Here is a 22012-nt window from a genome sequence, read left to right as displayed (position 1 = left end):
CCCCTTAGGGCTGCGACCGACTTATATACTTCTCCGTTTGATTAACCTTTCAATTGAACCATGAAACAGGTTGCCGGAAAAAAGGTTAACACTCATTGCTGATCAGCCCAGAAGAAATCGACGGAGACGACCTGATTCGTTCCTTCCTTGAAGAAAAGCTTGGCTGCAAAGCCGCGCGGATCGACATACCCGACTCCATCCTCAGCTTTAAACATCGGCTCGCCAAATTTCTCGGTCCAGCCCTCAACCGTAATCGGTAGCTTCGTTCCATGGAGCTCAACCACTTTAGCATCCTTAGGAATGCTCACATAATCAACCTTATTTTCAATGAAGCCTACCTTCATATCAGCGTAGCTCCATACCGTCTGTTCTTCAAATAACTCATCCTTGCTGGATGAATCGGGAATGCCGATATTCGTAACGACCTGCTCTTTGCCATCATCGAGGCTTACGCCATTAACTTTGCTGAAATCCATCGCAACTGGATTTCCAGCAGCTTCAGCAGGAGGAGCTTCATCTATATAGGCGATTTCTGCAAAAGGCACTGGCTGGACGGCAGCCCCTTGGATTTCCTCATTGCCCAGGACAAGGGCAGGTGACGGAGCATATGCCGGGTGCAGAATACCAATCATTACAACAACCATGAGCAAACAAGCAGCAACAGCCAGTCCAATAACCTTTTTCATACGCCTTCCTCCTTTTTGTCCGATCATGAGGCTCTTCTATGTCCTCAATTACCACTTGCACCCGGTTACGAAACAAAAAAGGAGAGTAAGGAGAATAAACTTAATTCAGGTTTCCGCCCAGCCCCGCCAAGGACCGCAACAGCTCCTCACGAGAGAAATGCTCTCCGATAAAAATCAGCACATCCGGCACTTCGGGAGCGGGCATCACCGGCATAAAATCCGTTTCCTTGAATGCGTATTGAATCTGGTATCGGCTGGACGTATCCGAAAAGGTAACGAGTCCTTTGACACGGTAAATATGATCTGGCAAAGAACGAAGCATCTGCTCGAACAAGTCGCTATCAAACGGTTGATCCGGGTAATAAGAGACTGCCATCAGATGTTCATGATGTTCATGATGTTCATGATGCTCATGCTTGTGCTCATGGTGCTCATCATGACTATGATCCAAACCGCAATCGCAGGCCTGGTCTGGCATGATACGGTTCTGTGCGCTTACTTCCTCCGGAGTCACCGCTTTACCACTGCCGCTGGTTAGGCTGCTGATCCAGCTATCCTCCACTGAGGATCGTTCCGTGCTGATCAGCGAGGCGTGGGGATTGAGCTCTCGCAAAAGCTGCTGCAGCTCCACCATTTCCTCGGGATAAAGCCGATCACGTTTGTTCAGCACTAGATGCGTAGCGCAGCGAATGCCGTCTTCAAGCAAACGATACGTGCGCCGACTTCCTTTTCGCAGCTGCAACAACCCGGCACCGTCAACAACCGTAATGGCTGCCCCAAGATGAACCGGGCTAAGCATAGATGCTTCCATGACATTCTCGATCAGCTCCAGCGGATTGGCCGCACCAGTCGCTTCCACCAGAATTACATCGGGCTGCTGGTTAGTAAGCATCATTAGCTCCCCGGCCAGATCCGCCTTCATCGTACAGCAGATACAACCACTGAGCAGCTCTCTTACCGGTACGTCCAATTGGGATGGTATTTCATCCAGCCCGACATCTCCGAGCTCGTTCATAATGACCGCTGGTTTTATTCCATTTTTCTTATAAAAGGTTAGCAGACTTGCCAGAAGCGTTGTTTTACCGCTCCCCAAAAAGCCTCCCAGTACAACGACTGGAATAGAATGCCCGGCTTTTCTCCGAACCATATTAATTTCCTCCTGTACCTTCAAGCGGCGTTGTTGGAATGATGCACCGTCAAGTATACCTTTAGACGAAGCTTCCGTATACCTGAAGAACCAGCCCCTTAAAAAAGTACTAACAGAAAAAGGGAAATATATCCTCGATAGGGAACTATTCTTCATAAGGGAGGGGACAACCGACATAAGAATAACTTTGATTCCATAATCGGCATAGAGAGGAGCGTTAGCGATGGATTTGACTTTAACTAAGAGAGGCAGCCGCCACAAAAAAATTCCCGGAGGCATCCTGGGAGGACGCTCCGGGAACTTTAAATGAAATGGGTCAACGAGTTTTTGCAATAACAAGAATTTTGCCTTGGTCGAGAACTTCCTCATAACGTTCCGCTTCAAGGTTTGTTAAGCCGACGGATTCCAGCTTCGAGCGCAGCTCGTCGCCCCTCGATCGGAACATATTAGCCATGGAATCGAACATACCCTCTTCGGACATCCCAATCTTATTGGCCTCCGAGTTTTCCGCGAGCCGATCCGTTTGGTCCTTGTCATGCGCTAGCACAAAGATTTCATCTTTATTGTATCCGCGACGGCTGAGCTCCCTAACTGCAGACATAGCGTCAGTACCATTTTCCAAAACTTGAATACTCGGTTTCATTGTTCATCCCTCCAGTTTGTGTTCGTAGCATACCTAACTCTACCCTTGTCTTCGCGCTCCTGAAACAAGCCTTGCCGTTTTGAAGATTCCTCAACCCGATCATTCATCCTTGAAACGCTCGGCAGGTAAGCCTGCTCTTTTCACCCTCGGTTTCAAAGCTTGTCCAGCCGTTTAGTTATTTATAGACACGATATTCCGACATTCCGAGCGAAAAAATGGAGGTTACACCAATAATGATTCATTCCAACAACTGTCTGGCAATGCTTCTTGCAGGAGGAGAAGGCAAACGCCTTGCCCCACTAACCAATCGACTCGCCAAACCAGCCGTTCACTTCGGTGGCCGCTATCGCATCATTGATTTTCCACTGAGCAATTGCGTCAATTCTGGAATTTCGAAAATCGGCGTGCTCAGCCAATATATGAAACATTCGATTACACAACATATAGGAGACGGAAAAGCTTGGGACAACGCTGAGATTGCCCTTCTCTCTTCCGAGGACGAAAAGAATGGTTATGTCGGTACAGCCGACGCCATCTACCAACATATTGACTTCATCGATGAACATAACCCGGAGCATGTTCTAATCGTATCCGGCGATCATATTTATCAAATGGACTATACGGAAATGCTCACCTTCCATAAACAACGCGGCTCTGTTGCAACGATCGCAGTGAAAGAGGTTCCTTGGGCCGAAGCTTCCCGCTTTGGCATCATGAACACTGACGAACGATACCAAGTGACCGAATTCGTTGAAAAACCTGCTGAACCAAAGAGCAATCTTGCTTCGATGGGGGTATATATATTCCGCTGGGCAGATCTGAAAGCAGCTCTGCTGCAGGATGCTCAGCTCGCCCATTCATCGCATGATTTCGGCAAAGACATTATTCCGCAATTGCTAGGCTTAGGGCAAAACGTAGTCGCTTTTCCTTTCCAAGGCTACTGGAAAGATGTCGGCAACCCGGATAGCTTATGGGAGGCTAATATGGATCTCCTGAACGGTGTTATCGACCTCAACCGTCCAGAGTGGCCGTTGTTTACGCCATCCCTGCCAATGAGTCCAGCCATCTACGTTGAAGAGTGCGGTGAAGTGAACAACTCCATCGTGCAGCGTGGATGCCGAATTCAAGGTACTGTAGAAAGTTCGATTCTCTTCCATAGCGTTCAGGTTGGAGAAAACAGCACCATAACAGATAGCATTATCATGCCAGGCGCCCGTATCGGACGTAATGTCCACATTCATCGCGCAATCGTCGGGGAAGGCGCGTACGTTGCGGACGGCTCTACCATTGAAGGCAACGGCGAAACACTTACCGTGCTCGGAGCCGGAGAATTCCGTTACAGCCGCTCTCCAATGCGCCGCGTTCGTCCGGCCGTCTCGTTGGAAGAAGTGCGGACAGGATCTTAAGCTCTTAAAGATATTTCGCCTGCCACTTCTATAGCGCAAACACCAAAAGCCTGGCCTCCTTGTGGAGAGCCAGGCTTTTCAATGGTCGGCACCCATTCGCCGGGCTTCCCGATGCGCATCTGGATTGGCCGGATTCTCGAACTGCTGGGGAATAAAGCTCCCTGGAATTATAGCAGCAAGCTCCTCTGTCAGTATTGCCGCTAGTCGGCTCAATAATTGTGCCTCCGGGCTGCAGTCGGCCGATTTTTCCGCCTCGACAATTAGGCTCGCGGCGGCCAGATCCTTGACGCTGCCGCTCGACTCGTCCATCTCTATCGTTCAGATTCCTCTTTTCTGGAAAAATAAAAACCTCGCTAGTATACGAGGACTGAAAGAGTTGCTATAATTAACCAAGCACAACACTTGGACGGAAAAGCTAGCCTCCAGTTTGGAGGTGATGCCTATGACATTTTCGCTTCAGAAAGTGACCATGCTAGGATTGTTTCTCCTCGCTCTGCTCACCTACTTAAAACGAAAATAACCCGTCCAAGTTAGCGCCTGGTTAACGGGTTATTCTCTGAAAAGGCAATTTACTGGAGGATTTCCATCCAAGTTTGTGCGGGGAGAGAGCGTTGGCGCGCTCTCTCTTTTTTAATTCCTGTTACCTTTATTATACACAACTTCTTTCAACAGTATACTACTTTATTAAGCATTCTGCTGCGATCTGGGGCAATTTGCAGCAATCTTCAGCGATTAGCTTTCATTCGGTCTCGTGAATTTTTACGTAAAAACGGGACCCCGAAAGGTCCCGTTTTCCTTGCTATATCAGGCTTTATGGCCCGGCAATTACATCATGCCGCCCATTCCGCCCATGCCGCCCATATCAGGCATACCTGGTTTGTCATTTTCAGGTTTGTCGACAATAACCGCTTCGGTCGTCAGAACGACTGCCGCAACGGATGCAGCGTTTTGCAGCGCGGAACGAGTAACCTTGGTAGGGTCAACGATTCCAGCTTCAAACATGTTAACCCAGTCGCCAGTAGCAGCGTTGTAGCCGATGCCGATAGCTTCTTTTTTGAGGCGCTCAACGATAACGGAACCTTCAACACCTGCGTTATTCGCGATCGTGCGAACTGGCTCTTCCAGAGCACGCAGGATGATGTTCACGCCGGTTTTTTCTTCGCCGGTTACATTCAGAGCCGCTACAGCACCGTAAACGTTCACGAGTGCCGTACCACCGCCGGAAACGATGCCTTCTTCCACAGCAGCACGCGTGGAGTTAAGGGCGTCCTCAATGCGCAGTTTGCGCTCTTTGAGTTCCGTTTCAGTAGCAGCGCCGACTTTGATAACGGCTACGCCGCCGGACAGCTTAGCCAGGCGCTCTTGCAGCTTCTCGCGGTCGAAGTCGGAAGTAGTGTCTTCCAGCTGCGTGCGGATTTGCTTCACACGAACTTCGATGTCGGTTTTGTCGCCAGCGCCGTCAACGATAATCGTGTTTTCTTTAGTTACGCGGATTTGACGCGCAGAGCCGAGTTGCTCAATAGTCGTGGACTTAAGGTCCAGACCGAGCTCTTCGGTAATCACTTGGCCGCCAGTCAGAGCAGCGATGTCGCCGAGCATAGCTTTACGACGGTCGCCGAAGCCAGGAGCTTTGACAGCTACGCAAGTGAACGTGCCGCGCAGACGGTTAACGATCAGCGTAGCTTGAGCTTCGCCTTCAACGTCTTCAGCGATGATCAGCAGCTGTTTGCCCGATTGAACAACTTTCTCCAGAACAGGCAGGATCTCCTGAATGTTGGAGATTTTTTTGTCCGTGATCAGGATGTATGGGCTGTCGAGGACAGCTTCCATTTTGTCCGTGTCCGTGATCATGTAAGGAGATACATAACCGCGGTCGAACTGCATGCCTTCAACCACTTCAAGCTCCGTGTAGAAACCTTTGGACTCCTCAACCGTGATAACGCCGTCGTTGCCGACTTTTTCCATAGCTTCAGCAATCAGTTGGCCTACTTCTTCGTCGCCGGAGGAAATAGCTGCAACTTGAGCAATGGAATGTTTGCCTTCGATTGGCTTGGAGATGTTTTTCAGCTCTTCCACAGCAGCGCGGACAGCTTTCTCGATGCCTTTGCGAAGAACGATCGGGTTTGCACCCGCCGTTACGTTTTTGAGGCCTTCGCGGATGATCGCTTGTGCCAGAACCGTAGCGGTCGTCGTGCCGTCGCCGGCTACGTCGTTCGTTTTTGTTGCTACTTCTTTAACCAGCTGTGCGCCGGCATTTTCGAACGGGTCTTCAAGCTCGATTTCCTTAGCGATGGTCACGCCGTCATTAGTGATGAGCGGGCTACCGAATTTTTTCTCCAGTACCACGTTGCGGCCCTTTGGTCCGAGCGTTACTTTAACTGCATTGGCAAGCGCGTCAACACCGCGCAGCATGCCGCGGCGCGCGTCTTCGCTAAATCTGATTTCTTTAGCCATCGTTCGTTACCTCCCGATATGGTTTATTTGTCTAAGTATGAAAGCCGATGTATAGGCACTGGCAAGCTGTTGTAGCTTAGCCGAAGATCGCGTGGATGTCGCTTTCTTTCATAATCAAGTACTCTTTGCCTTCATACTTGATCTCAGTTCCCGCATATTTGGAGAAGAGAACACGGTCGCCTACTTTCACTTCCAGCTCGACGCGTACGCCGTCCTTCAGTGCTCCGCTACCTACCGCTACCACTTTGCCTTCCTGCGGCTTTTCTTTTGCCGTATCTGGCAGAACGATACCGCTGGAAGTTGTTTCTTCTTTCGCGATCGGTTCGATCAATACACGTTCACCCAAAGGTCTGATCATGAAAAAATAGCCTCCTTAATCGAAATTTGTCATTTTATTAGCACTCGTGACTGGTTAGTGCTAATAACCTTTTTCATCATACTCAAACTTGAAGCGAATTTCAAGTAGGGGCCAAGACGTTTGGAATATCTTCATCTAAATAGTTGTAGTCATTGGAGGCAAAAAAAAGAAGCTGCAGACGGGGCTGCAGCTTCCTGGAACTAGACCTTACGATTTCTCAATCTTCGTCCATATGCTCCAATTTCTGAGAAACAAGATGCAGGGCGGCACCAGAGGTGTAAATAAACACGCTACCAATCAGGAATCCCATTCCGACCATAAGCGTCAGGTTCGTATCACTGAAATGAGTAATATTCCAAAGAGAAGTTACAACTCCGATAATCAAGCAAGCCCAGGCCATCATATTCATGAATTGGAAGAGACGGTCGACTGCATTTTTCGTTTGTTGTACCGGTTTTACGGACATCATTTTCGCCATGCTTGTCACATCCCGTTCAATATTGTAAGTGGTTTCATACTTATAGTATACCACAATCCGAATTATATGTTCAAACTTTTTTCACATTTTGAACAAATTTATGTCACGAATGCATCTAAATCCCTTGAACAATGACTTCTACTTGTCTTGACAAGAGCTTCTTCAAGCTTTATGATACCTCAATTTCGTCGATTTTATGAAAATAAAAAAAGCCAGCCTAAAGGGGCTGACTGACCTACATCAAACGAAAAGCCCCGCACGCCGGCGGGGCTCTTCATCCTATTAATCGCTCAAGGCCGCAGCCTCGTACTGACGTTCGAATTCAGCATCCCTTTGCAACTGCTTGCGATGAATGCGCACACACATAATGATACCGAACTCATAAAGCAGTATGAGCGGAATCGCGACCAGAATGTCAGAGACGACATCCGGCGGAGTGACTGTCACACCGATGCACACCATAACAAAATAGGCGACACGCCTCATTTTGCGAAGTCCCGCGGGCGTAAGGATGCGAATAGCTGTCAAAAACATCAGCAGAAGCGGCATCTCAAACAGTAAGGAAATCGGAACGACGATATTCACCAAGAAGGTGAGATACTGCACGATTCCGTAGGTTTCTTCCAGTCCGAGGCTTCGCGAGATTTCCGACGTGAACGAGAACGCCATCGGGAACACAATGAAATAGGAAAACGAAATGCCGAGAAGCAGCATTAACAGCGCGTAAGGCACATAACGCAAAGCCGCCTTCTGCTCGTGCGGACGCAGGGCAGGTTTCACGAATGCCCACAGCTGGTAAAAAGCGAGAGGAACGACGAAAATAAGCGCGATGATAAAAGCGAACTTCATGTAAATACCGATACCGTCCCAGAGCGAGAAGGTGTGGAACCCCCCGATCTCTCTAGCCTGCTCCGTGTTGGTTAAATACTCATACATCGGCTTGGCAAAAAAAAGACCGAGCGCAAGGCCTGCGATCAGTACCAGCAATACGATGAAAATCCGCTTGCGCAGCTCTCCCAAATGCTCTATGAGGGACATGAGGCCCTCCTCGCTCAGCAGCTTGTGCTGGCGGGATGCCCCATCCCCAGGGCGGCTGGCCATACGTGATCCTCCTTATAGGACGAAGTACAAGATGCCGACAGGCCGGCTGCTCATTACTCCGGCAACCGGCGAGCTTCAGCGCGGCTCGCTTCCGGCTGAGCGTTATTGTCGCCGGACACTTCGATCCGGGAAGCGGAGTCTGCGCGCTTCTGATTATCATCATCGTCCATCAGATCACGGGCGCCGGCCTTGAACTCCTTAAGGGTACGGCCAAAAGCTCGGCCGAGCTCAGGCAGCTTGTTCGGTCCGAACAGCAGCAGCGCGATGACGGCAAGCAGCAAAAATCCGGTAGCACCAATTGAACCAAGCATAAATCTGTTTCCTCCTCGAGAATCGGCCTGAGCCTATTCTTCTGTTGATCCGCTGCGAGCTTAGTCAGCAGCCGTGCAGGCCGCCGTAGCCCATAGCGGTTATATCCTCCTTGTGGATGGTCTCCCCCGCAAGTACGCGAGGAAGCAGAACATCAAAGGAAGTAAAGGGATCATGCATGACGCAGCCGGGAAGTCCGAATACAGGCGTTCCGTCCAGATAACCGACTAGAAGCATCGAACCCGGAAGCATAGGCGTCCCATAACTGACGATATCCGTTCCCGCAGCATGTATCGCGCCAGGTGTCCGATCGTCAGGATCTACGGACATACCTCCTGTAAGCAGTATCATATCATATTCCTTGGCCTTATACTCAAGCATCTTGCGGACGATCTCGCCTCGATCATCCGGCACGAGCGCCTGCTCCGCGACGGATGATCCCAGTGACTCCAGCTTGGTCCGCACCGCAGGCCCGAAGCGATCCTCGATGCGCCCGCTGAAAACTTCGCTGCCGGTTGTAATCAACCCGGCCCGCATCGGCTTAAGCGGTTTCACCTCAATCGGTGCCCGACCATAACGTTCTCTGAACCGAGCGGCAATCTGCTCGACACGGACCACTTTCTCCTCCGATACAACGAGCGGGATGACGCGGGTAGCGGCCAGCTGGCCGCCCGCTTCCACAAGCCGATCGCCCCGAATCGTCGCCAAGGCAATCTCACCGAGCCGATTAACCTCTTCCACATACAACGGGTCGATTTTGGCAAGCCCCTGTATAGAAGCCTTAAGCGCAACCTTGCCCTCATGCGGCTGCCCCATAGTTACATTGTCGCCTCTATGGGCAGCCGCCATGCGAAGTGCAGCATCATCCTCATGCAGTTCGCCCTCCGCAAGCTCCATCACATAGATATGAGCTTTACCGATATCCAGCAACGCTGGAATATCCTCTTGGCCTACGATATGTCCTTTAGTGAACAAGCGGCCCTTGAAGCTTCCTGGTACGATCCGCGTCAGATCATGCGCCAGCCTCATGCCAAGCGCCTCCTGCACGGGGACCTCCTTCAGTTGGGTACGCATGGTCATGCGCCATGCTCCCCTTCCCTCCCGGACACGATGGAGAGCGCATGAGGCAGTTGGTCGATGACGGCCATCAAACATTCGTGTACGCCCTTGGGATTGCCAGGCAAGTTAATAATGAGCGTGCGGCCCCTAATCCCGCTGACACCGCGCGAGAGCATAGCACGCCGAGTACGAGACATCGTAGCACTGCGCATGATTTCAGAGATTCCAGGCACCTGCCGCTCGATAACCTTAAGCGTAGCTTCTGGCGTAATATCGCGGGGTCCAAGCCCCGTTCCGCCTGTCGTCAACACTAGATCGGCCTGATAATAATCCGTCATTTCGATCAAAGCCGCCATGATCTCATCTTGCTCATCCGGCACAATGCGATAATCGACGATATTGCCTCCAAGCTCCTCCTCGACGAGTTCCCGGATCACCTGAGCACTCGTATCCTCCCGCTCGCCTCTCGAGCCCTTGTCACTCGCTGTGAGAATCGCTACCTTCCAACGCATCTCGCGTTCCTCCCGTCCCTGTGCCCCGCTATGTCCGGCTATAGTCCCCATTTTTGCCGCCTGTCTTGGATACAAGCTCGGTCGGCCCGATAACCATATCCTTCTGCATGGCCTTGCACATGTCGTATACCGTCAGAGCCGCCGCTGAAACTGCTGTGAGCGCCTCCATCTCGACGCCAGTCAGCCCCTTTGTCTTAACCGCAGCCTCTATGTAAAGCTCGTTCCTACCATTGTCGGCAAAGGAGATATCCACTCCTGTAAGTGGCAACGGATGACACATTGGAATCCAAGCCGATGTATTTTTCGCCGCCATAATGCCCGCAACCTGGGAAACGGCGAGCACATCACCTTTGGCGATGCCACCGGACTTGATGCGCTGCAGTGTACTTTCCGCCATCACAATTTTTGTGCGGGCGACTGCGGTACGCGCCGACGCTTCCTTAGCCGAAATATCAACCATACGAGCTCGTCCCTGCTCATTAAAATGGCTGAGTGTATCCTCAGTAGCTGGTCTGCGCTCTGTCATCCCGATTCCCCCTAAACATGCGATTGCGTCCAGTTCAGGCCAAGCTCGGTCACCATCCCGTCCAGCGCAGCATCATGGGGCTCCATCGGAACTTCAGGGACGAGCTGCGAGCTGAAGCCCAGGCCGATCCAAAGTGGTGTATCTCCTGGACGAACCATTGACGCCTCACGGAAACGGTCATAATAACCGCCACCGTAGCCAAGTCGACCGCCCCTGCGATCGAAGGCTGCACCTGGCACAAAAACCGCCTGCGGCATGGAGCTCCCAGCCGGCTCCGCTAGCACAGGGTCAGGTTCTAGAATGCCATAGGCTCCCGAGACCAGCTCATCGCGTGAACGGACCGAGTAAAGCTCCATGGAACCATCCTCCCTGCGCACACGCGGTAGCAGCACTTTCCGTCCTTCGGACCAGCATTGAATCAGAAGTTGCGAGGTGTCCAGCTCCGAGCGGAAGCTGACATACGCCATCAGGCAGTCGATGCCCTGGGCGGTGATCCACTGGGATGCATAGCGGCAAGCTTCTAATGAAGCGCGGTTTCGTAGCTCGGGAGGCATGGCGTCTCTCTCCCCAAGCAACCTTTGCCGCAGCATTTTCTTTTGGCCTGCTGGACTTGATTCGCTCATAAGTGTCACCAATCCTGCCATAATTGTCTATAGTTTACCACTGAGCGGTTTGTTTCGCCAATAAGGGTCGATAATAGCTGCGGATTAAGGTATTCTACATCTATATTAGAAGTTTTATTGAAAGGAACATTCGAATTTTATGCTGCTGCAAGTTAATGATCTTTCTAAAAGCCATGGAATCACAACTATACTCTCTACCATAAGCTTTCAAATTCAGGAGCGTGAGCGGGTTGGACTGGTCGGCGTCAATGGCGCTGGCAAGTCCACGCTTTTGCAGATCCTTGCGGGGCTCATGTCGCATGACGGCGGAGTCATCCATCGTTCCAAAGAAACAAAAATCGGCTACCTCGCGCAGAACAGCGGATTGCAGTCCGACCGCAGCATCATCGAGGAAATGAGGGCGGTCTTCTCCGCGCTAATTGAGACCGAACAGGAGCTTCGACGCTTAGAACATGAGATCGCTGATCCCGCTCTGCATGAGGACGAGAAGCGCTATCAAGATACGCTGGAGCGTTATGCCCGGCGCTCGGACTGGTTCCGCGACCAAGGCGGCTTCGAGATCAATACCCGGATCAAAAGCGTTCTGCACGGCATGGGCTTTGGCGAGACCGATCCGAATACCTCGGTCAGCACGCTGAGCGGCGGCCAAAAAACCCGATTGGCGCTGGCTCGTATCCTGCTTCAAGCACCCGATTTGCTCATGCTTGATGAGCCGACCAACCATCTGGATATCGCCACGCTGACCTGGCTGGAGGATTACCTCCGCAGCTACTCCGGCGCGATTCTGGTCGTGTCTCATGACCGCTATTTTTTGGATGCGACCGTTGGCACCATTATCGAGATCGAACGTCATCAGGCGAAGCGATATTCCGGCAATTACAGCCGGTTCGTGGAGCTGAAGGAAGCCGAGTTCGAGTCCGCGATGAAACAATTCGAGAAACAGCAGGACGAAATTACCCGTATGGAGGAATTCGTTCGCCGCAACATCGTTCGCGCCTCGACGACGAAGCGCGCGCAGAGCCGCCGCAAAGCGCTTGATCGGATGGATCGAATGGATCGCCCGCAAGGGGATTTAAAACGTGCTCATTTTCGCTTCGAGATTGAACGTACGACCGGCCGTGACGTGCTGGATGTCAGCAATCTATCCGTCGGTTACAGCGACAATTCAGAGCCAGTCTTCCGAGAAACAGCGCTGCGGCTGGAGCGAGGCGATACTGCAGCACTCATTGGGCCGAATGGAATCGGCAAATCTACGTTGCTCAAAGCGCTGATCGGCAAGCAAGAGACTCTTACCGGCACGATTCACTGGGGAACGCATGTCAAGCTTGGTTATTACGATCAAGAACAGAGCGAGCTGTCTGGCAACAATACGGTGCTGGAGGAAGTTTGGGGAGCTTTTCCTGGAGTAGAGGAAGCTCGTATCCGTACCGTGCTTGGCAATTTCCTATTTAGCGGGGATGATGTCAAAAAGCGCGTCAGCTCCCTAAGTGGCGGCGAGAAAGCCCGGGTCGCTCTGGCCAAGCTCATGTTATTGCAAGCGAACGTCCTGATTCTTGACGAGCCTACCAACCATCTGGATTTGTACAGCAAAGAGGTGCTGGAGTCGGCGTTGCTTGATTACGAAGGCACATTGTTGTTCATCTCTCATGACCGTTACTTCCTTAACAAGATCGCCGAGCGGATGATCGAGTTGACGCCAGTGGGCACGGTCGATTATTTGGGCAACTACGATGATATGATCGAGAAAAAGAAAGAGCTCGAGGAGCTGCGCCTCGAGGCCCGCGAAGCATCGCGCGGCGCAGCGGCGGCCAAGCCAGGTGCTGGGTCGGCAGGTTCAGCACTTACAGCCGACCGACAAGCTGCTGCCGACAAGCCCACAGGAGGAGCCAGCTCCTATGAGGCCGATAAGCAAGCCAGGCGGGATGAGCGCGCGCGCCAGCGCCGGGTAGAACAGCTGGAGGCGGATATCGCCCGACTGGAAGCTCAGGCGACCGAGCTGGAGCTGCGGCTTGCCGATCCAGAAGTGTACCAGGACTACGTCCAGGTACAGACCGTGCAAGAGGAGCTGACAGCGGTGAAGGGCCAGCTTGAAGCAGTTTATTCGGAGTGGGAAGGGCTGCTGGGCTGACCGAGCGCGAGCTAGCTTTGCATTCCTTAGGTCCATGAATACGTCAGTTTAAGAGGGCGTCCCCAGTCATCCATATAGATGACGAGGGGACGCCCTCTTTACGCTGTGTTTTGCTGTTCATGCCCTCTTTTTATAGAGCATTTTGACTTGTTAAGCAGAAGCTCTTGACTTCCCCCTTGATTTTAAGATATAATATTCGTTATTGATTAACCCACCTATTCCCCTTCTTTCAGGAACCGAGCTTTTTTCCCCCGGTTCCGCCGTTACTTGATTCCAATTGATTAGCCTGGAGAGATTCTGATTCACACTGGCGCGGTCTTCGGAGCCGTAAGGACGGAAGAGAGGTAGGGCTTCCGTTGTTTTAGAATGCCGTCTTGCCGCGCTGAATGCGCAAGAGCAAGACACATGCAGGGCAACACCCAGCAGGACATGTTAAGTCTGTAGGTTATGGAAAAGAAGCAGGAATATCCTGCTTGACGGCAGCGACCTGAAGTCGCCGTCCAATCAAGCAAGGGTCAATCATATAAGGCTGATCTCCCGCCAAACTCTAAAGCGCGTCAACTGCGCTCGACCTCAAAGCTTAGAGCAAGAGCAAACCAGCCTCATCCCAGAGACATCGCAAGTTAGCGAAGTCAAACACACAAAAGAAGGCCTTCCGTCGCAGCTGTTAACAGCCGACAGAGGGCCTTCGTCCATTTTATATAAGCCGAACTTAGAGATGTCATTCTTTAGTTATACACAGGGTTATCAACAAGCGGTGCATAATTTTCAGTTTTTTCAAAAGATTAACGATATTAAACGACCCTGCAAGAACAGCTTTTTCAGCTTCTTAAACTGGAAACGAATGTTATCCCTAGATGTTATCCACATTATCCACAGATTTGTTATTCGATTTATGCACACGACTGCTTAAAATCGCCGCATTACATGCGGCTACATAAGCCTCCGCGGCGGCGAATACAATATCGGCGTGAACAGACGTTCCACGATAACGTTCACCGTTCATTAACACCGATACAACCGCCTCGCCATGCGCATCCTCACCAGTGGTCAGCGAGTGCAGCTCCAGGTCCTCAAGCTCCGATGCATCCGGGATGCCTTGGCGAATACAGCTGATGACCGCTTCGAGCGGACCTGCACCAGCTGCTGCATAAACAGCCTCCCTGCCGGAACAATCGCGCAGCGTCACTGTTGCTGAGCGAACGCTGCGGCTGCCCGACATTACCTGCAGATCCGTCAGCACATAGGGGTCGGGCTGAGTTTCCGTCTGCTCACCGGCGATGCGGATCAGTTGCTCGTCGGTTACCATTTTCTGTGAGTCGGCCTTGATCTTGAATGCAGCGTACACCGCGTCCAGTTGCTCCCCTTCCAGCTCGATGCCGAACTCCGCAAGACGATGCTTGATAGCATGACGACCAGAATGCTTGCCAAGTACGATCATGCTGCGGGGAATGCCCATCGCCTCAGGGTCCATAATTTCATACGTGCTGCGGTTTTTAAGCAACCCGTCCTGATGAATGCCGGACTCATGCTGGAACGCATTGCGGCCGACAATCGGCTTATTGAACGCGACGGGGAAATGCATCATGCGGCTGACCAACCGTGACGTCTCGAAAATTTCCGACTGATTAATGTTGGTTTTCACACCGATCGCCGAGGCTCGCGTATCCAAAATCATCACCAGTTCCTCAAGCGAGCAGTTGCCGGCCCTCTCTCCAATGCCGTTGACCGTGACCTCTACTTGCGATGCGCCGGCGCGAACCGCCGCCAAACTGTTCGCTGCAGCCAAGCCAAGATCGTCATGACAGTGGGCGCTGTAGCGGACCGTGTCTCCGCCTCGCGCCCTTCGACGCACCGAAGTAAACATATGCGAAATTTCCTCAGGCAGCGCATAACCGAGCGTATCCGGCAGATTAATGATTGTCGCCCCCTCAGAAATCGCCACCTCAGTCAGCTCCGTCAGAAAATCGAGATCAGAACGGGTTGCGTCCATCGCCGAGAACTCGATTTCTTGCACAAACTGTTTGCCGTAAGCGAGAACTTCGCGGGTACGTGCGATGACCTCAGCACGGCTCATACGCAGCTGATACTGCAGATGAATATCGGAGGAGCTGATAAAAATATGCAATCTGCGCCGCGCCGCATCTTGCGTAGCTTTTACAGCCGCGTCAATGTCGCCCTTCACCGCGCGGGCGAAGCCGACAATTTCTACTCCCTGCAGCTCGCGGGAAATCTGCCTGATTGCGGCAAACTCGCCAGGGCTCGATACCGCGAAGCCCGGTTCGATGACATCGATACCCAGCCGGGCCAGCTGCCTGGCGATAATGATTTTGCGCTCTGGCGCGATTGCCGCTCCAGGTGACTGCTCTCCGTCACGCAGCGTCGTGTCGAAAATCTGAATTGTCCGCGGTTGATTCGATTGAGTCATCTTAGGTTCCTCCAAATGGATTATTTGTTAACGTCATTTCAATTGGTTTCGATTGACTTTAGCGGCCAAACAAAAAGCCTGCCGTCTGCTCGCAAAGGAATTGGAATTCTCCTCTGCAAGAGACGACAGGCTTACGCTTGCCGCGGTACCACTCTTGTTGCCCTTTGGCCGTACCGATTCCAGCAAACGGTTGATCAGCCGCTGCCAGACTCCGTGCGACGCCGGACCCGCTTTATCTCCCTGCCTCTGCTGCTGAATGAGGGCAAAATACAGGTAGAAATCCCGATGACGGCGGACAACCGTAGCGGAGTACTGGCAGGATGACACCTGCTTTCCCCCACTCCGCTCCCAGGCGAGTTCGAGTTCGTCCTTGACTGCGTTGCACCTTCCCGCAGCTCTCTGGTTACCAGACGGGCTCTACTGCTCCTGATCCTAGCGTGTGATTTATATATATTCAGTCGTTCTTGGGATGTGCTTCGAGCCTCAGCGGATGGATTTTTCATGGGAGCCGGCTTGCTATTATTCCGTCCGGAGCGGAATAATAGCAACAAAAAAACAGCCTGCCGTCTCAATCAAGAGACGACAGGCTGTTGCCCGCGCGGTACCACTCTCGTTGACGTCCCTGCAAAGAAACGCCCCCTTAACCACAGCTGCTGACCGCAATTCGAACTGCGACAACAAGCTATGCGGCCGTAACGGGGCCATCCGTACCGCTCTATCCGTTGCTTCGCTTGCATACAGATTCCGACGCTTCGGCCGGGCATCCTACTGCACTGCAACGGTTCAAGCGATCCGCTCCCAGGCGAGCTTCAGCAATCCTTCGGCTGCGTTGCACCACCCCGCAGCTCTCTACTGGCTCCATAGAGCCAAATACCCGGATTAACCTACTGTTCCTGTTCCTTGCGTTTTGCGAGATCCACTGATCCATCCAACTGTTGAAAAAGACTATACGACAAGCGCTTTACCCTGTCAAGTCATCCAGCAGAGATGAATGTACGGGAACGGTATGGTAGAATAGGGTCTTCACAGGAAGCTAACGCAACTTATTCCAGCATTCCATCGTCTAAGCTAGAGCTGAAACACCGTAATAGAGAGGTGAAAAATCAACATGAATACCGATTCCCATGCCGTCTATCCGTCATCCGCGGATTCGTCCGTACCACGCCGCGCCGTCAAGCGTTCTCCTCTGCCGTTTCTTATCGCCTGGGTCATCATTATCGCTGCCGGCGTCGCCGGAGCATGGTTTTATACGCAGCATATCCAGCAGCAGCTTGCCCTTCAGATTCAGCAGCAGACGAACAAGCAGATTGCGCAAATGCAGTCCGCGTACGACGCCAAGCTCCAGAAGTTAGAGAGCGGCTACTCGAGCGATATGACCGAGCTTCAAGGCAAGGTCGACAGCCTCAATGAGCTGTTAGCCTTCAACCGTGACAATGCCAGCAGCAAAACGGACAACAGCAATAAGCTGTTTACGCAGCTGAATGATGTCCAGAAGCAGTTGGACGAGCTGAAGAAGAATCTGGAAGTGCTTAAATGAACCAAGAATTAAGCGTCTTCCCTTCTGGGAATAAGAATCCACAGGGCGGGGAGAAGCATCAAACAGATGGACAAGCCCGCCCTAGATCTAAACGTCCTTTTGATGTGCGCATCCTCAATCGTTGGATGTTGATGGCCACCGCTCCGTTTCTCGGAGCGCTAATGTTTCTCATATTAAGCTCGCCGGAAGTACGACTTCCTGCAGGCGATTCCGTGAGCACAGGCCAGCCTGGAGATGCTCCAGCTCCAGCTCCCTCTCCCGTGACCGCAATCAGCGGTTCTTTGGAGCAGGCGACGGTTGTCGCCGGCCAAACGGCAGACTCGATCAAACATGCAGCGGAGCTGTATAGCCAGACCGGCCAGCGCATGAGCTCCATCGTGCAATCGGCTCGCACTCAGAGCCAGCGCCCGCTGATGATTTATGACCGACGCATCATGATGCCGCTTGGCAGTCCGTCCCGCACGATCCAGTCGGATCGGCTGACAGCGCAGCTTTTCCCGATTAAGGCCCAGAACTTTACCGCCTACGCGCTGAAGATCCGCCTCAAAGACAAGGATGCCATGAAGCTTGTTATCGGGGGCGACAAACCTGGTAAAGCCGAAACGACACTAGCAGCCGTCAAGCGCTATGATGCGGTCGTCGGAGTGAACGCCGGGGGCTTTGCGGATGACGGCAACGGCCGCCGTTATCCGCTTAGCACAACCGTTATGGGCGGCAAATATGTGAATGGCTTCGAGCCTTCTTACAAGGATCTGTTTTTCGTCGGGTTGAGTGAGAATGGAGAACTGATTGGGGGCAAGTATACGAGTCGGGAACAGCTCGACCGAGAGCAGCCGAAATTCGGCGTCTCCTTCGTTCCTGTCCTGATGCAGGATGGTATTGTCCAGCCGATCCCGCCCAAGTGGCAAATCAGCCCCGCTCGCGCGCCGCGTACCGTCGTTGCCAATTACAAGGATGATCAGCTCCTTTTCATCGTTGCCGATGGCTATGATGAGAGCGGCAGCTCCGGCGCAACGCTCGCAGAGATGCAGCTTCTGCTGTCCCGTTTCAAAGCGGTTGATGGCTACAATCTCGATGGCGGCGGCTCTTCCACGCTCGTTTTTGACGGCCGCGTCGTCAATCAACCTTCCGACAATCGGCTTCGCCCGGTTGCGACGAACTTTTTGTTCTTCTCTTGATTGATTTCAAAACCAAAAAAGTCCCGCAAACATCTCATCCTCGGATGGGACTGCTTGCGGGACTTTGTTTATTTGGAGTGTACGGCTAAGCTAATTGCCCCCTGCTGGAACCGGCTTAACAGACCAGGCCTCCAGAGACAGGCCTGGGTCAGCCTTCAGGTCCAATTCGTCGAATTGGCCCTGTTTCCACTTGAGATGGGCGGCCGCGCCGATCATCGCGGCGTTGTCCGTGCAGAGCGAATGCGGCGGGATGAGCAGCGGTAGCCGCTCGGCCTCGCATAGCTCTGTCAACCGCGCGCGCAGCCCGCGGTTAGCCGCCACACCGCCGCATAACAGCAGCTGGCGGACGCCGTATTGCCGCGCAGCGCGCATTGCTTTGCCAGTGACGACGTCGATAACCGACTCCTGGAAACCACGGGCAAGTGCCGGCACGTCCAGCGGCTGATTTTTCATCCGGGACTGGTTAATGGCAGAAAGCACCGCCGACTTAAGACCGCTGAAGCTGAAGTCGTATGAATCCGGCTCCAGCCAGGAGCGCGGCAGCTGCACGGCCGTTTCTGCCTCAGCCGCAGTTCGGTCCACATGAGGACCACCAGGATAAGGGAAATGAAGTGCCCTCGCAACTTTGTCATAGGCTTCGCCAACCGCGTCATCCCTCGTGCGCCCAATGATGCGAAACACGCCCTCTTCCTCCAACAGCACCAGCTCTGTATGACCGCCAGACACGACTAGCGCAAGACAAGGGTACTGGATCTCATTCACTAGTGCATTGGCGTAAATATGCCCCGCTATATGATGCGTCCCGATCAGCGGAATATTTAGCGCCATTGCCAGACTCATGCCCGACACAATACCGACCAGTAGCGCACCAACGAGCCCCGGCCCTTGCGTAACCGCCACAGCGGACAGATCACGCGGCTGCACGCCGGCTTCCTGGAGCGCCTGCTCGATGATGAGCGTGATAACTTCTACATGCTTGCGCGAGGCAATCTCCGGCACGACGCCGCCGAACAGGCGATGCGTCTCAATCTGACTTGATACAATGTTGCTCAAAATTTCCTTGCCGCCACGGATAACCGCAGCGGATGTCTCATCACAGCTCGTCTCGATTGCGAGAATCAAAGCCGCGCTCTCATCTACCTTCATTGCGCCCTTCCCTTCGCTCCGCTACGATCCAGCTCTGCCCACATGATCAGCGCATCTTCGTTGTTGTCTGAATAGTAACCGGGACGGATGCCGGACGGCTCAAAGCCAAATTTGCGGTACAGCGACTGCGCCACCTCATTGGTCACGCGCACCTCAAGCGTCATGCGTGATGCACCAAGGAATTGGGCGAGCTTTTGCAGCTCGGAGAGCAGCCGCGAACCGAGCTTGCGCCCCCGAAATTCGCTGTTAACAGCGATATTGGTCACATGCGCCTCATCCATAATGAGCCACATTCCGCCGTATCCGATAATCTCACCGTGAAGCTCCATCACCATGTACCGCGCGAAATGATTGTGAGTCAGCTCGTTGACAAAAGCGTCCGAAGTCCATGGAGAGGTGAAAGCTTCATGTTCAATGGCGATGATGGAGGGGATGTCATCCAACCTCATGGACCGGAATAGGAGACCGCCGTCTCCACGATTCTCTGACTGTTCCTGCAAAAGGTCAAAGTCCGCCATCGTTCTTCTCCTCCCGGGGCTTTTCCAGTAGTTTAGCTTCCGCCTCAGCCAACTGCGTGTAGTTAGGAATAAATCCGTGCGGATCATCTGCTTCACCTCCGGCTAGACGCCGTCTCCCCAGCCAAGCGACGGAACGCCCATCTATCGTGTGGGGCACCCTGAGAACAGCCGTCCCCTGCAACTTTTCCTGTGCCAATGACTCCAACTGTTGGATTCCTTGCTCATGCTTGTCCAGATCTCCTGTGAAAAGAATGAACGCTGGCCGCCGGGCCGCATCCATCGAGCTCAACCTATCCGCCAGCTGACTTGCCCATGTCTCCATGGGGCGCAGCCCATCGGTCTCAAGTCGGCTCCATGAGGCGTCCAGCGGCAGCCATTCACCGCCTGCAGTGGAGGCATCGCTTGCTGGAGCAGCTGCCGATGCGGCAGGCTTGGCTTGCTCAGCAGAGGCAGATGCGGTACGGCTATCAGCGGCAGCGGCAGCGCCCCCCTCAACGGCGTAACCGTGAGCTGCGGGCAGCTCAGCGGCCCCCGCGACAAACAGAGCCGTGTACACCTGGCCGCGACGAGCGTCCAGCAGCGGAACAACCCAGCCGGAACCTGTCGGTACAGTATGCTCTTTCCCCATATGCTGCTCTCCGGCATACTCAACAACCGGAGCTCCAGCGCCATCGGCGTCTGCCGAGTTGGCGGCCGACCATGCACCGACGGCCAAGCTCTCCAGCGAGGAGACGCCAAGCAGCGGCACGCCCCATGTCCAGGCGAGAGTTTTGGCGATGGATGCTGCGATACGCACCCCGGTATATGAACCGGGGCCTCGTCCTGCGGCAATACCCGCCAATTGCGAACCGTCAATGCCGGCAGCCTTCAGCAATCGCTGGACGGCCGGTACGGCATGTGCAGAGTGGTTGCGCTCTGCCAGTGACTGTACGCTGCCGAGCAGCTCATTCCCGCGCACAAGCGCCGCCGCCAGCATCGGCGTAGATGAGTCGATTGCCAACACCAACGCTTCGCGGTCGGGTCGAATAGCTGCATCTTGCAGCTTCTCAAGCTCACCGCTGTCCGACTGGGCAGACACGGCTCCCTTTTGCATAGGCTGTTTAGCTAGGCCGAAACCAGCAGATGAGAAGTCGACTGGTTCGGAAGGGGGGACTTCCTTCTCTACGTGTTCGCTCATGCTTCGCCGCCTCCTTCCACCAGGTCGGCAAGCTCCCGGCACCAAGCCGCATAACGTGGTCCCTTGCCGCGAATCACAATGAGGCGCTGCTCATCGCCCAGATGTGTCAAATGAATCTCCAGTCGCTCCTCCGGCAACAGCTCGGGAATGAGGCTTGCCCATTCCACCAGTGACACGCCAGGACCATAGAAATAATCGTCCAGTCCAAGCTCATCTGCTTCTGGCAGAGACAATCTGTATACATCCATATGATAAAGCGGCAGCCTGCCGCTTTCATATTCTTTTATAATCGTAAAGGTCGGGCTGTTAACGGTTCCCTGCACACCAAGCCCCGCGGCGAACGCCTGCGAGAATCGGGTTTTACCCGCCCCCAGATCGCCGTCCAGCGCAATTACTGTACCCGGCTCCGCACGCGAGGCCAGCAAACCGGCAAGTCTTACCGTATCCGCTTCGCTGCGGGCGCTCCACTGCGTCTCGGCTGTTTCATCCATCATCTATTTCACCCTGCCCTCTGACATACTGCATCCGATCACGGAATCTTGTTCCCATTATATCGGCCGCCCCTCCCTGCCGCAACCAAAGCCGGATCGGCTGATAG

Annotated in this window: 22 protein-coding genes and 1 pseudogene; 5 read left to right on the top strand and 18 right to left on the bottom strand. The window is 53.3% G+C overall.

Annotated features, from left to right (window positions below; genetic code table 11):
* Positions 1-92 precede the first annotated feature (92 nt).
* The 3 genes from CGZ75_RS22340 to CGZ75_RS22330 form a co-directional block, all read right to left on the bottom strand.
* Positions 93-686, bottom strand: a complete 594-nt coding sequence (locus CGZ75_RS22340; protein WP_089526461.1) for a hypothetical protein — start codon at positions 684-686, stop codon at positions 93-95.
* Positions 687-786: 100 nt separating this feature from the next.
* The gene (locus tag CGZ75_RS22335) at positions 787-1833 is read right to left on the bottom strand and encodes a CobW family GTP-binding protein (RefSeq protein ID WP_089526460.1); all 1047 of its coding nucleotides are present in this window, start codon (positions 1831-1833) and stop codon (positions 787-789) included.
* 316 nt (positions 1834-2149) lie between these two features.
* On the bottom strand, positions 2150-2476 hold the full coding sequence (locus CGZ75_RS22330) for a YflT domain-containing protein (protein WP_089526459.1): 327 nt from the start codon (positions 2474-2476) through the stop codon (positions 2150-2152).
* Between the two features lie 236 nt (positions 2477-2712).
* Here CGZ75_RS22330 and CGZ75_RS22325 point away from each other — a divergent pair, with 236 nt between their 5' ends.
* On the top strand, positions 2713-3882 hold the full coding sequence (locus CGZ75_RS22325; RefSeq protein ID WP_089526558.1) for a glucose-1-phosphate adenylyltransferase: 1170 nt from the start codon (positions 2713-2715) through the stop codon (positions 3880-3882).
* 105 nt (positions 3883-3987) lie between these two features.
* Here the strand turns inward: CGZ75_RS22325 and CGZ75_RS25485 are convergent.
* The 10 genes and pseudogenes from CGZ75_RS25485 to CGZ75_RS22275 form a co-directional block, all read right to left on the bottom strand.
* Positions 3988-4197, bottom strand: a pseudogene (locus CGZ75_RS25485) (cysteine synthase A); the annotation flags it as partial.
* A gap of 510 nt (positions 4198-4707) precedes the next feature.
* A complete protein-coding gene (gene groL, locus CGZ75_RS22315; protein WP_089526457.1) occupies positions 4708-6336 on the bottom strand; it encodes a chaperonin GroEL in 1629 nt (542 codons plus the stop codon).
* Between the two features lie 76 nt (positions 6337-6412).
* Positions 6413-6694 (bottom strand): co-chaperone GroES, encoded by a 282-nt coding sequence (gene groES / locus CGZ75_RS22310; RefSeq protein ID WP_089526456.1) that lies wholly within the window; start codon positions 6692-6694, stop codon positions 6413-6415.
* Positions 6695-6911: 217 nt separating this feature from the next.
* Entirely contained in the window at positions 6912-7172 is a 261-nt protein-coding gene (locus CGZ75_RS22305; RefSeq protein WP_089526455.1) for a hypothetical protein, read from the bottom strand.
* A 282-nt stretch (positions 7173-7454) separates the two neighbouring features.
* Positions 7455-8273, bottom strand: coding sequence for a twin-arginine translocase subunit TatC (gene tatC / locus CGZ75_RS22300; RefSeq protein ID WP_176444976.1), 819 nt, complete (start codon positions 8271-8273; stop codon positions 7455-7457).
* Between the two features lie 53 nt (positions 8274-8326).
* Positions 8327-8584, bottom strand: a complete 258-nt coding sequence (locus tag CGZ75_RS22295; protein ID WP_089526454.1) for a twin-arginine translocase TatA/TatE family subunit — start codon at positions 8582-8584, stop codon at positions 8327-8329.
* A 64-nt stretch (positions 8585-8648) separates the two neighbouring features.
* Entirely contained in the window at positions 8649-9662 is a 1014-nt protein-coding gene (locus CGZ75_RS22290) for a molybdopterin-binding protein (protein WP_089526453.1), read from the bottom strand.
* The gene (locus CGZ75_RS22285; RefSeq protein WP_089526452.1) at positions 9659-10153 is read right to left on the bottom strand and encodes a MogA/MoaB family molybdenum cofactor biosynthesis protein; all 495 of its coding nucleotides are present in this window, start codon (positions 10151-10153) and stop codon (positions 9659-9661) included. The genes CGZ75_RS22290 and CGZ75_RS22285 overlap by 4 nt, the downstream gene beginning before the upstream one ends.
* Before the next feature lie 28 nt (positions 10154-10181).
* The gene (gene moaC / locus CGZ75_RS22280) at positions 10182-10679 is read right to left on the bottom strand and encodes a cyclic pyranopterin monophosphate synthase MoaC (protein WP_089526451.1); all 498 of its coding nucleotides are present in this window, start codon (positions 10677-10679) and stop codon (positions 10182-10184) included.
* An 11-nt stretch (positions 10680-10690) separates the two neighbouring features.
* Entirely contained in the window at positions 10691-11302 is a 612-nt protein-coding gene (locus CGZ75_RS22275; protein WP_176444975.1) for a 5-formyltetrahydrofolate cyclo-ligase, read from the bottom strand.
* A gap of 139 nt (positions 11303-11441) precedes the next feature.
* Between CGZ75_RS22275 and CGZ75_RS22270 the strand changes: the two genes are divergently transcribed.
* A complete protein-coding gene (locus CGZ75_RS22270; protein ID WP_089526449.1) occupies positions 11442-13430 on the top strand; it encodes an ABC-F family ATP-binding cassette domain-containing protein in 1989 nt (662 codons plus the stop codon).
* An 853-nt stretch (positions 13431-14283) separates the two neighbouring features.
* On the opposite strand, the gene CGZ75_RS22265 is transcribed toward CGZ75_RS22270, so the two are convergent.
* On the bottom strand, positions 14284-15858 hold the full coding sequence (locus CGZ75_RS22265) for a 2-isopropylmalate synthase (RefSeq protein WP_089526448.1): 1575 nt from the start codon (positions 15856-15858) through the stop codon (positions 14284-14286).
* A 15-nt stretch (positions 15859-15873) separates the two neighbouring features.
* On the opposite strand from CGZ75_RS22265, the gene CGZ75_RS22260 reads away from it, so the two are divergent.
* The 3 genes from CGZ75_RS22260 (at position 15874) to CGZ75_RS22250 (ending at position 18573) form a co-directional block, all read left to right on the top strand.
* Positions 15874-16182: a hypothetical protein gene (locus CGZ75_RS22260; protein WP_089526447.1), complete on the top strand. Its 309-nt coding sequence runs from the start codon at positions 15874-15876 to the stop codon at positions 16180-16182.
* Positions 16183-16966: 784 nt separating this feature from the next.
* A complete protein-coding gene (locus tag CGZ75_RS22255; protein ID WP_089526446.1) occupies positions 16967-17395 on the top strand; it encodes a hypothetical protein in 429 nt (142 codons plus the stop codon).
* The gene (locus tag CGZ75_RS22250) at positions 17392-18573 is read left to right on the top strand and encodes a phosphodiester glycosidase family protein (protein WP_245851048.1); all 1182 of its coding nucleotides are present in this window, start codon (positions 17392-17394) and stop codon (positions 18571-18573) included. The genes CGZ75_RS22255 and CGZ75_RS22250 overlap by 4 nt, the downstream gene beginning before the upstream one ends.
* A 90-nt stretch (positions 18574-18663) precedes the next feature.
* Here the strand turns inward: CGZ75_RS22250 and tsaD are convergent, their stop codons facing one another.
* From tsaD to tsaE, 4 genes are read right to left on the bottom strand one after another with little or no spacing between them, the layout of a single operon-like run.
* Positions 18664-19719 (bottom strand): tRNA (adenosine(37)-N6)-threonylcarbamoyltransferase complex transferase subunit TsaD, encoded by a 1056-nt coding sequence (tsaD, locus tag CGZ75_RS22245; RefSeq protein WP_089526445.1) that lies wholly within the window; start codon positions 19717-19719, stop codon positions 18664-18666.
* Entirely contained in the window at positions 19716-20237 is a 522-nt protein-coding gene (gene rimI / locus CGZ75_RS22240) for a ribosomal protein S18-alanine N-acetyltransferase (RefSeq protein WP_089526444.1), read from the bottom strand. The genes tsaD and rimI overlap by 4 nt, the downstream gene beginning before the upstream one ends.
* Positions 20224-21414 (bottom strand): tRNA (adenosine(37)-N6)-threonylcarbamoyltransferase complex dimerization subunit type 1 TsaB, encoded by a 1191-nt coding sequence (gene tsaB, locus CGZ75_RS26110; protein WP_245851045.1) that lies wholly within the window; start codon positions 21412-21414, stop codon positions 20224-20226. The genes rimI and tsaB overlap by 14 nt, the downstream gene beginning before the upstream one ends.
* Complete coding sequence (gene tsaE, locus CGZ75_RS22230; protein ID WP_089526443.1) at positions 21411-21905, bottom strand: tRNA (adenosine(37)-N6)-threonylcarbamoyltransferase complex ATPase subunit type 1 TsaE; 495 nt, start codon at positions 21903-21905, stop codon at positions 21411-21413. The genes tsaB and tsaE overlap by 4 nt, the downstream gene beginning before the upstream one ends.
* Between the last annotated feature and the right edge of the window lie 107 nt (positions 21906-22012).

This window comes from Paenibacillus herberti, assembly GCF_002233675.1.
GTDB lineage: Bacteria > Bacillota > Bacilli > Paenibacillales > Paenibacillaceae > Paenibacillus_O > Paenibacillus_O herberti.
The sequence above is the reverse complement of the archived record's forward strand: the minus strand, read 5'-3'. Positions and strand labels throughout refer to the sequence as shown.

Bases quoted from the DNA above. Each gene is read 5' to 3' on its own strand.
- CGZ75_RS22330 (WP_089526459.1), bottom strand. From the start codon at position 2,476: ATGAAACCGAGTATTCAAGTTTTGGAAAATGGTACTGACGCTATGTCT.
- CGZ75_RS22250 (WP_245851048.1), top strand. From the start codon at position 17,392: ATGAACCAAGAATTAAGCGTCTTCCCTTCTGGGAATAAGAATCCACAG.
- rimI (WP_089526444.1), bottom strand. From the start codon at position 20,237: ATGGCGGACTTTGACCTTTTGCAGGAACAGTCAGAGAATCGTGGAGAC.
- CGZ75_RS22265 (WP_089526448.1), bottom strand. From the start codon at position 15,858: ATGACTCAATCGAATCAACCGCGGACAATTCAGATTTTCGACACGACG.
- groES (WP_089526456.1), bottom strand. From the start codon at position 6,694: ATGATCAGACCTTTGGGTGAACGTGTATTGATCGAACCGATCGCGAAA.
- CGZ75_RS22270 (WP_089526449.1), top strand. From the start codon at position 11,442: ATGCTGCTGCAAGTTAATGATCTTTCTAAAAGCCATGGAATCACAACT.
- CGZ75_RS22295 (WP_089526454.1), bottom strand. From the start codon at position 8,584: ATGCTTGGTTCAATTGGTGCTACCGGATTTTTGCTGCTTGCCGTCATC.
- CGZ75_RS22340 (WP_089526461.1), bottom strand. From the start codon at position 686: ATGAAAAAGGTTATTGGACTGGCTGTTGCTGCTTGTTTGCTCATGGTT.
- groL (WP_089526457.1), bottom strand. From the start codon at position 6,336: ATGGCTAAAGAAATCAGATTTAGCGAAGACGCGCGCCGCGGCATGCTG.
- tsaB (WP_245851045.1), bottom strand. From the start codon at position 21,414: ATGAGCGAACACGTAGAGAAGGAAGTCCCCCCTTCCGAACCAGTCGAC.
- CGZ75_RS22285 (WP_089526452.1), bottom strand. From the start codon at position 10,153: ATGCGTTGGAAGGTAGCGATTCTCACAGCGAGTGACAAGGGCTCGAGA.
- CGZ75_RS22290 (WP_089526453.1), bottom strand. From the start codon at position 9,662: ATGACCATGCGTACCCAACTGAAGGAGGTCCCCGTGCAGGAGGCGCTT.
- tatC (WP_176444976.1), bottom strand. From the start codon at position 8,273: ATGGCCAGCCGCCCTGGGGATGGGGCATCCCGCCAGCACAAGCTGCTG.
- moaC (WP_089526451.1), bottom strand. From the start codon at position 10,679: ATGACAGAGCGCAGACCAGCTACTGAGGATACACTCAGCCATTTTAAT.
- CGZ75_RS22305 (WP_089526455.1), bottom strand. From the start codon at position 7,172: ATGGCGAAAATGATGTCCGTAAAACCGGTACAACAAACGAAAAATGCA.
- tsaE (WP_089526443.1), bottom strand. From the start codon at position 21,905: ATGGATGAAACAGCCGAGACGCAGTGGAGCGCCCGCAGCGAAGCGGAT.
- CGZ75_RS22255 (WP_089526446.1), top strand. From the start codon at position 16,967: ATGAATACCGATTCCCATGCCGTCTATCCGTCATCCGCGGATTCGTCC.
- tsaD (WP_089526445.1), bottom strand. From the start codon at position 19,719: ATGAAGGTAGATGAGAGCGCGGCTTTGATTCTCGCAATCGAGACGAGC.
- CGZ75_RS22335 (WP_089526460.1), bottom strand. From the start codon at position 1,833: ATGGTTCGGAGAAAAGCCGGGCATTCTATTCCAGTCGTTGTACTGGGA.
- CGZ75_RS22275 (WP_176444975.1), bottom strand. From the start codon at position 11,302: ATGAGCGAATCAAGTCCAGCAGGCCAAAAGAAAATGCTGCGGCAAAGG.
- CGZ75_RS22260 (WP_089526447.1), top strand. From the start codon at position 15,874: ATGGATTATTTGTTAACGTCATTTCAATTGGTTTCGATTGACTTTAGC.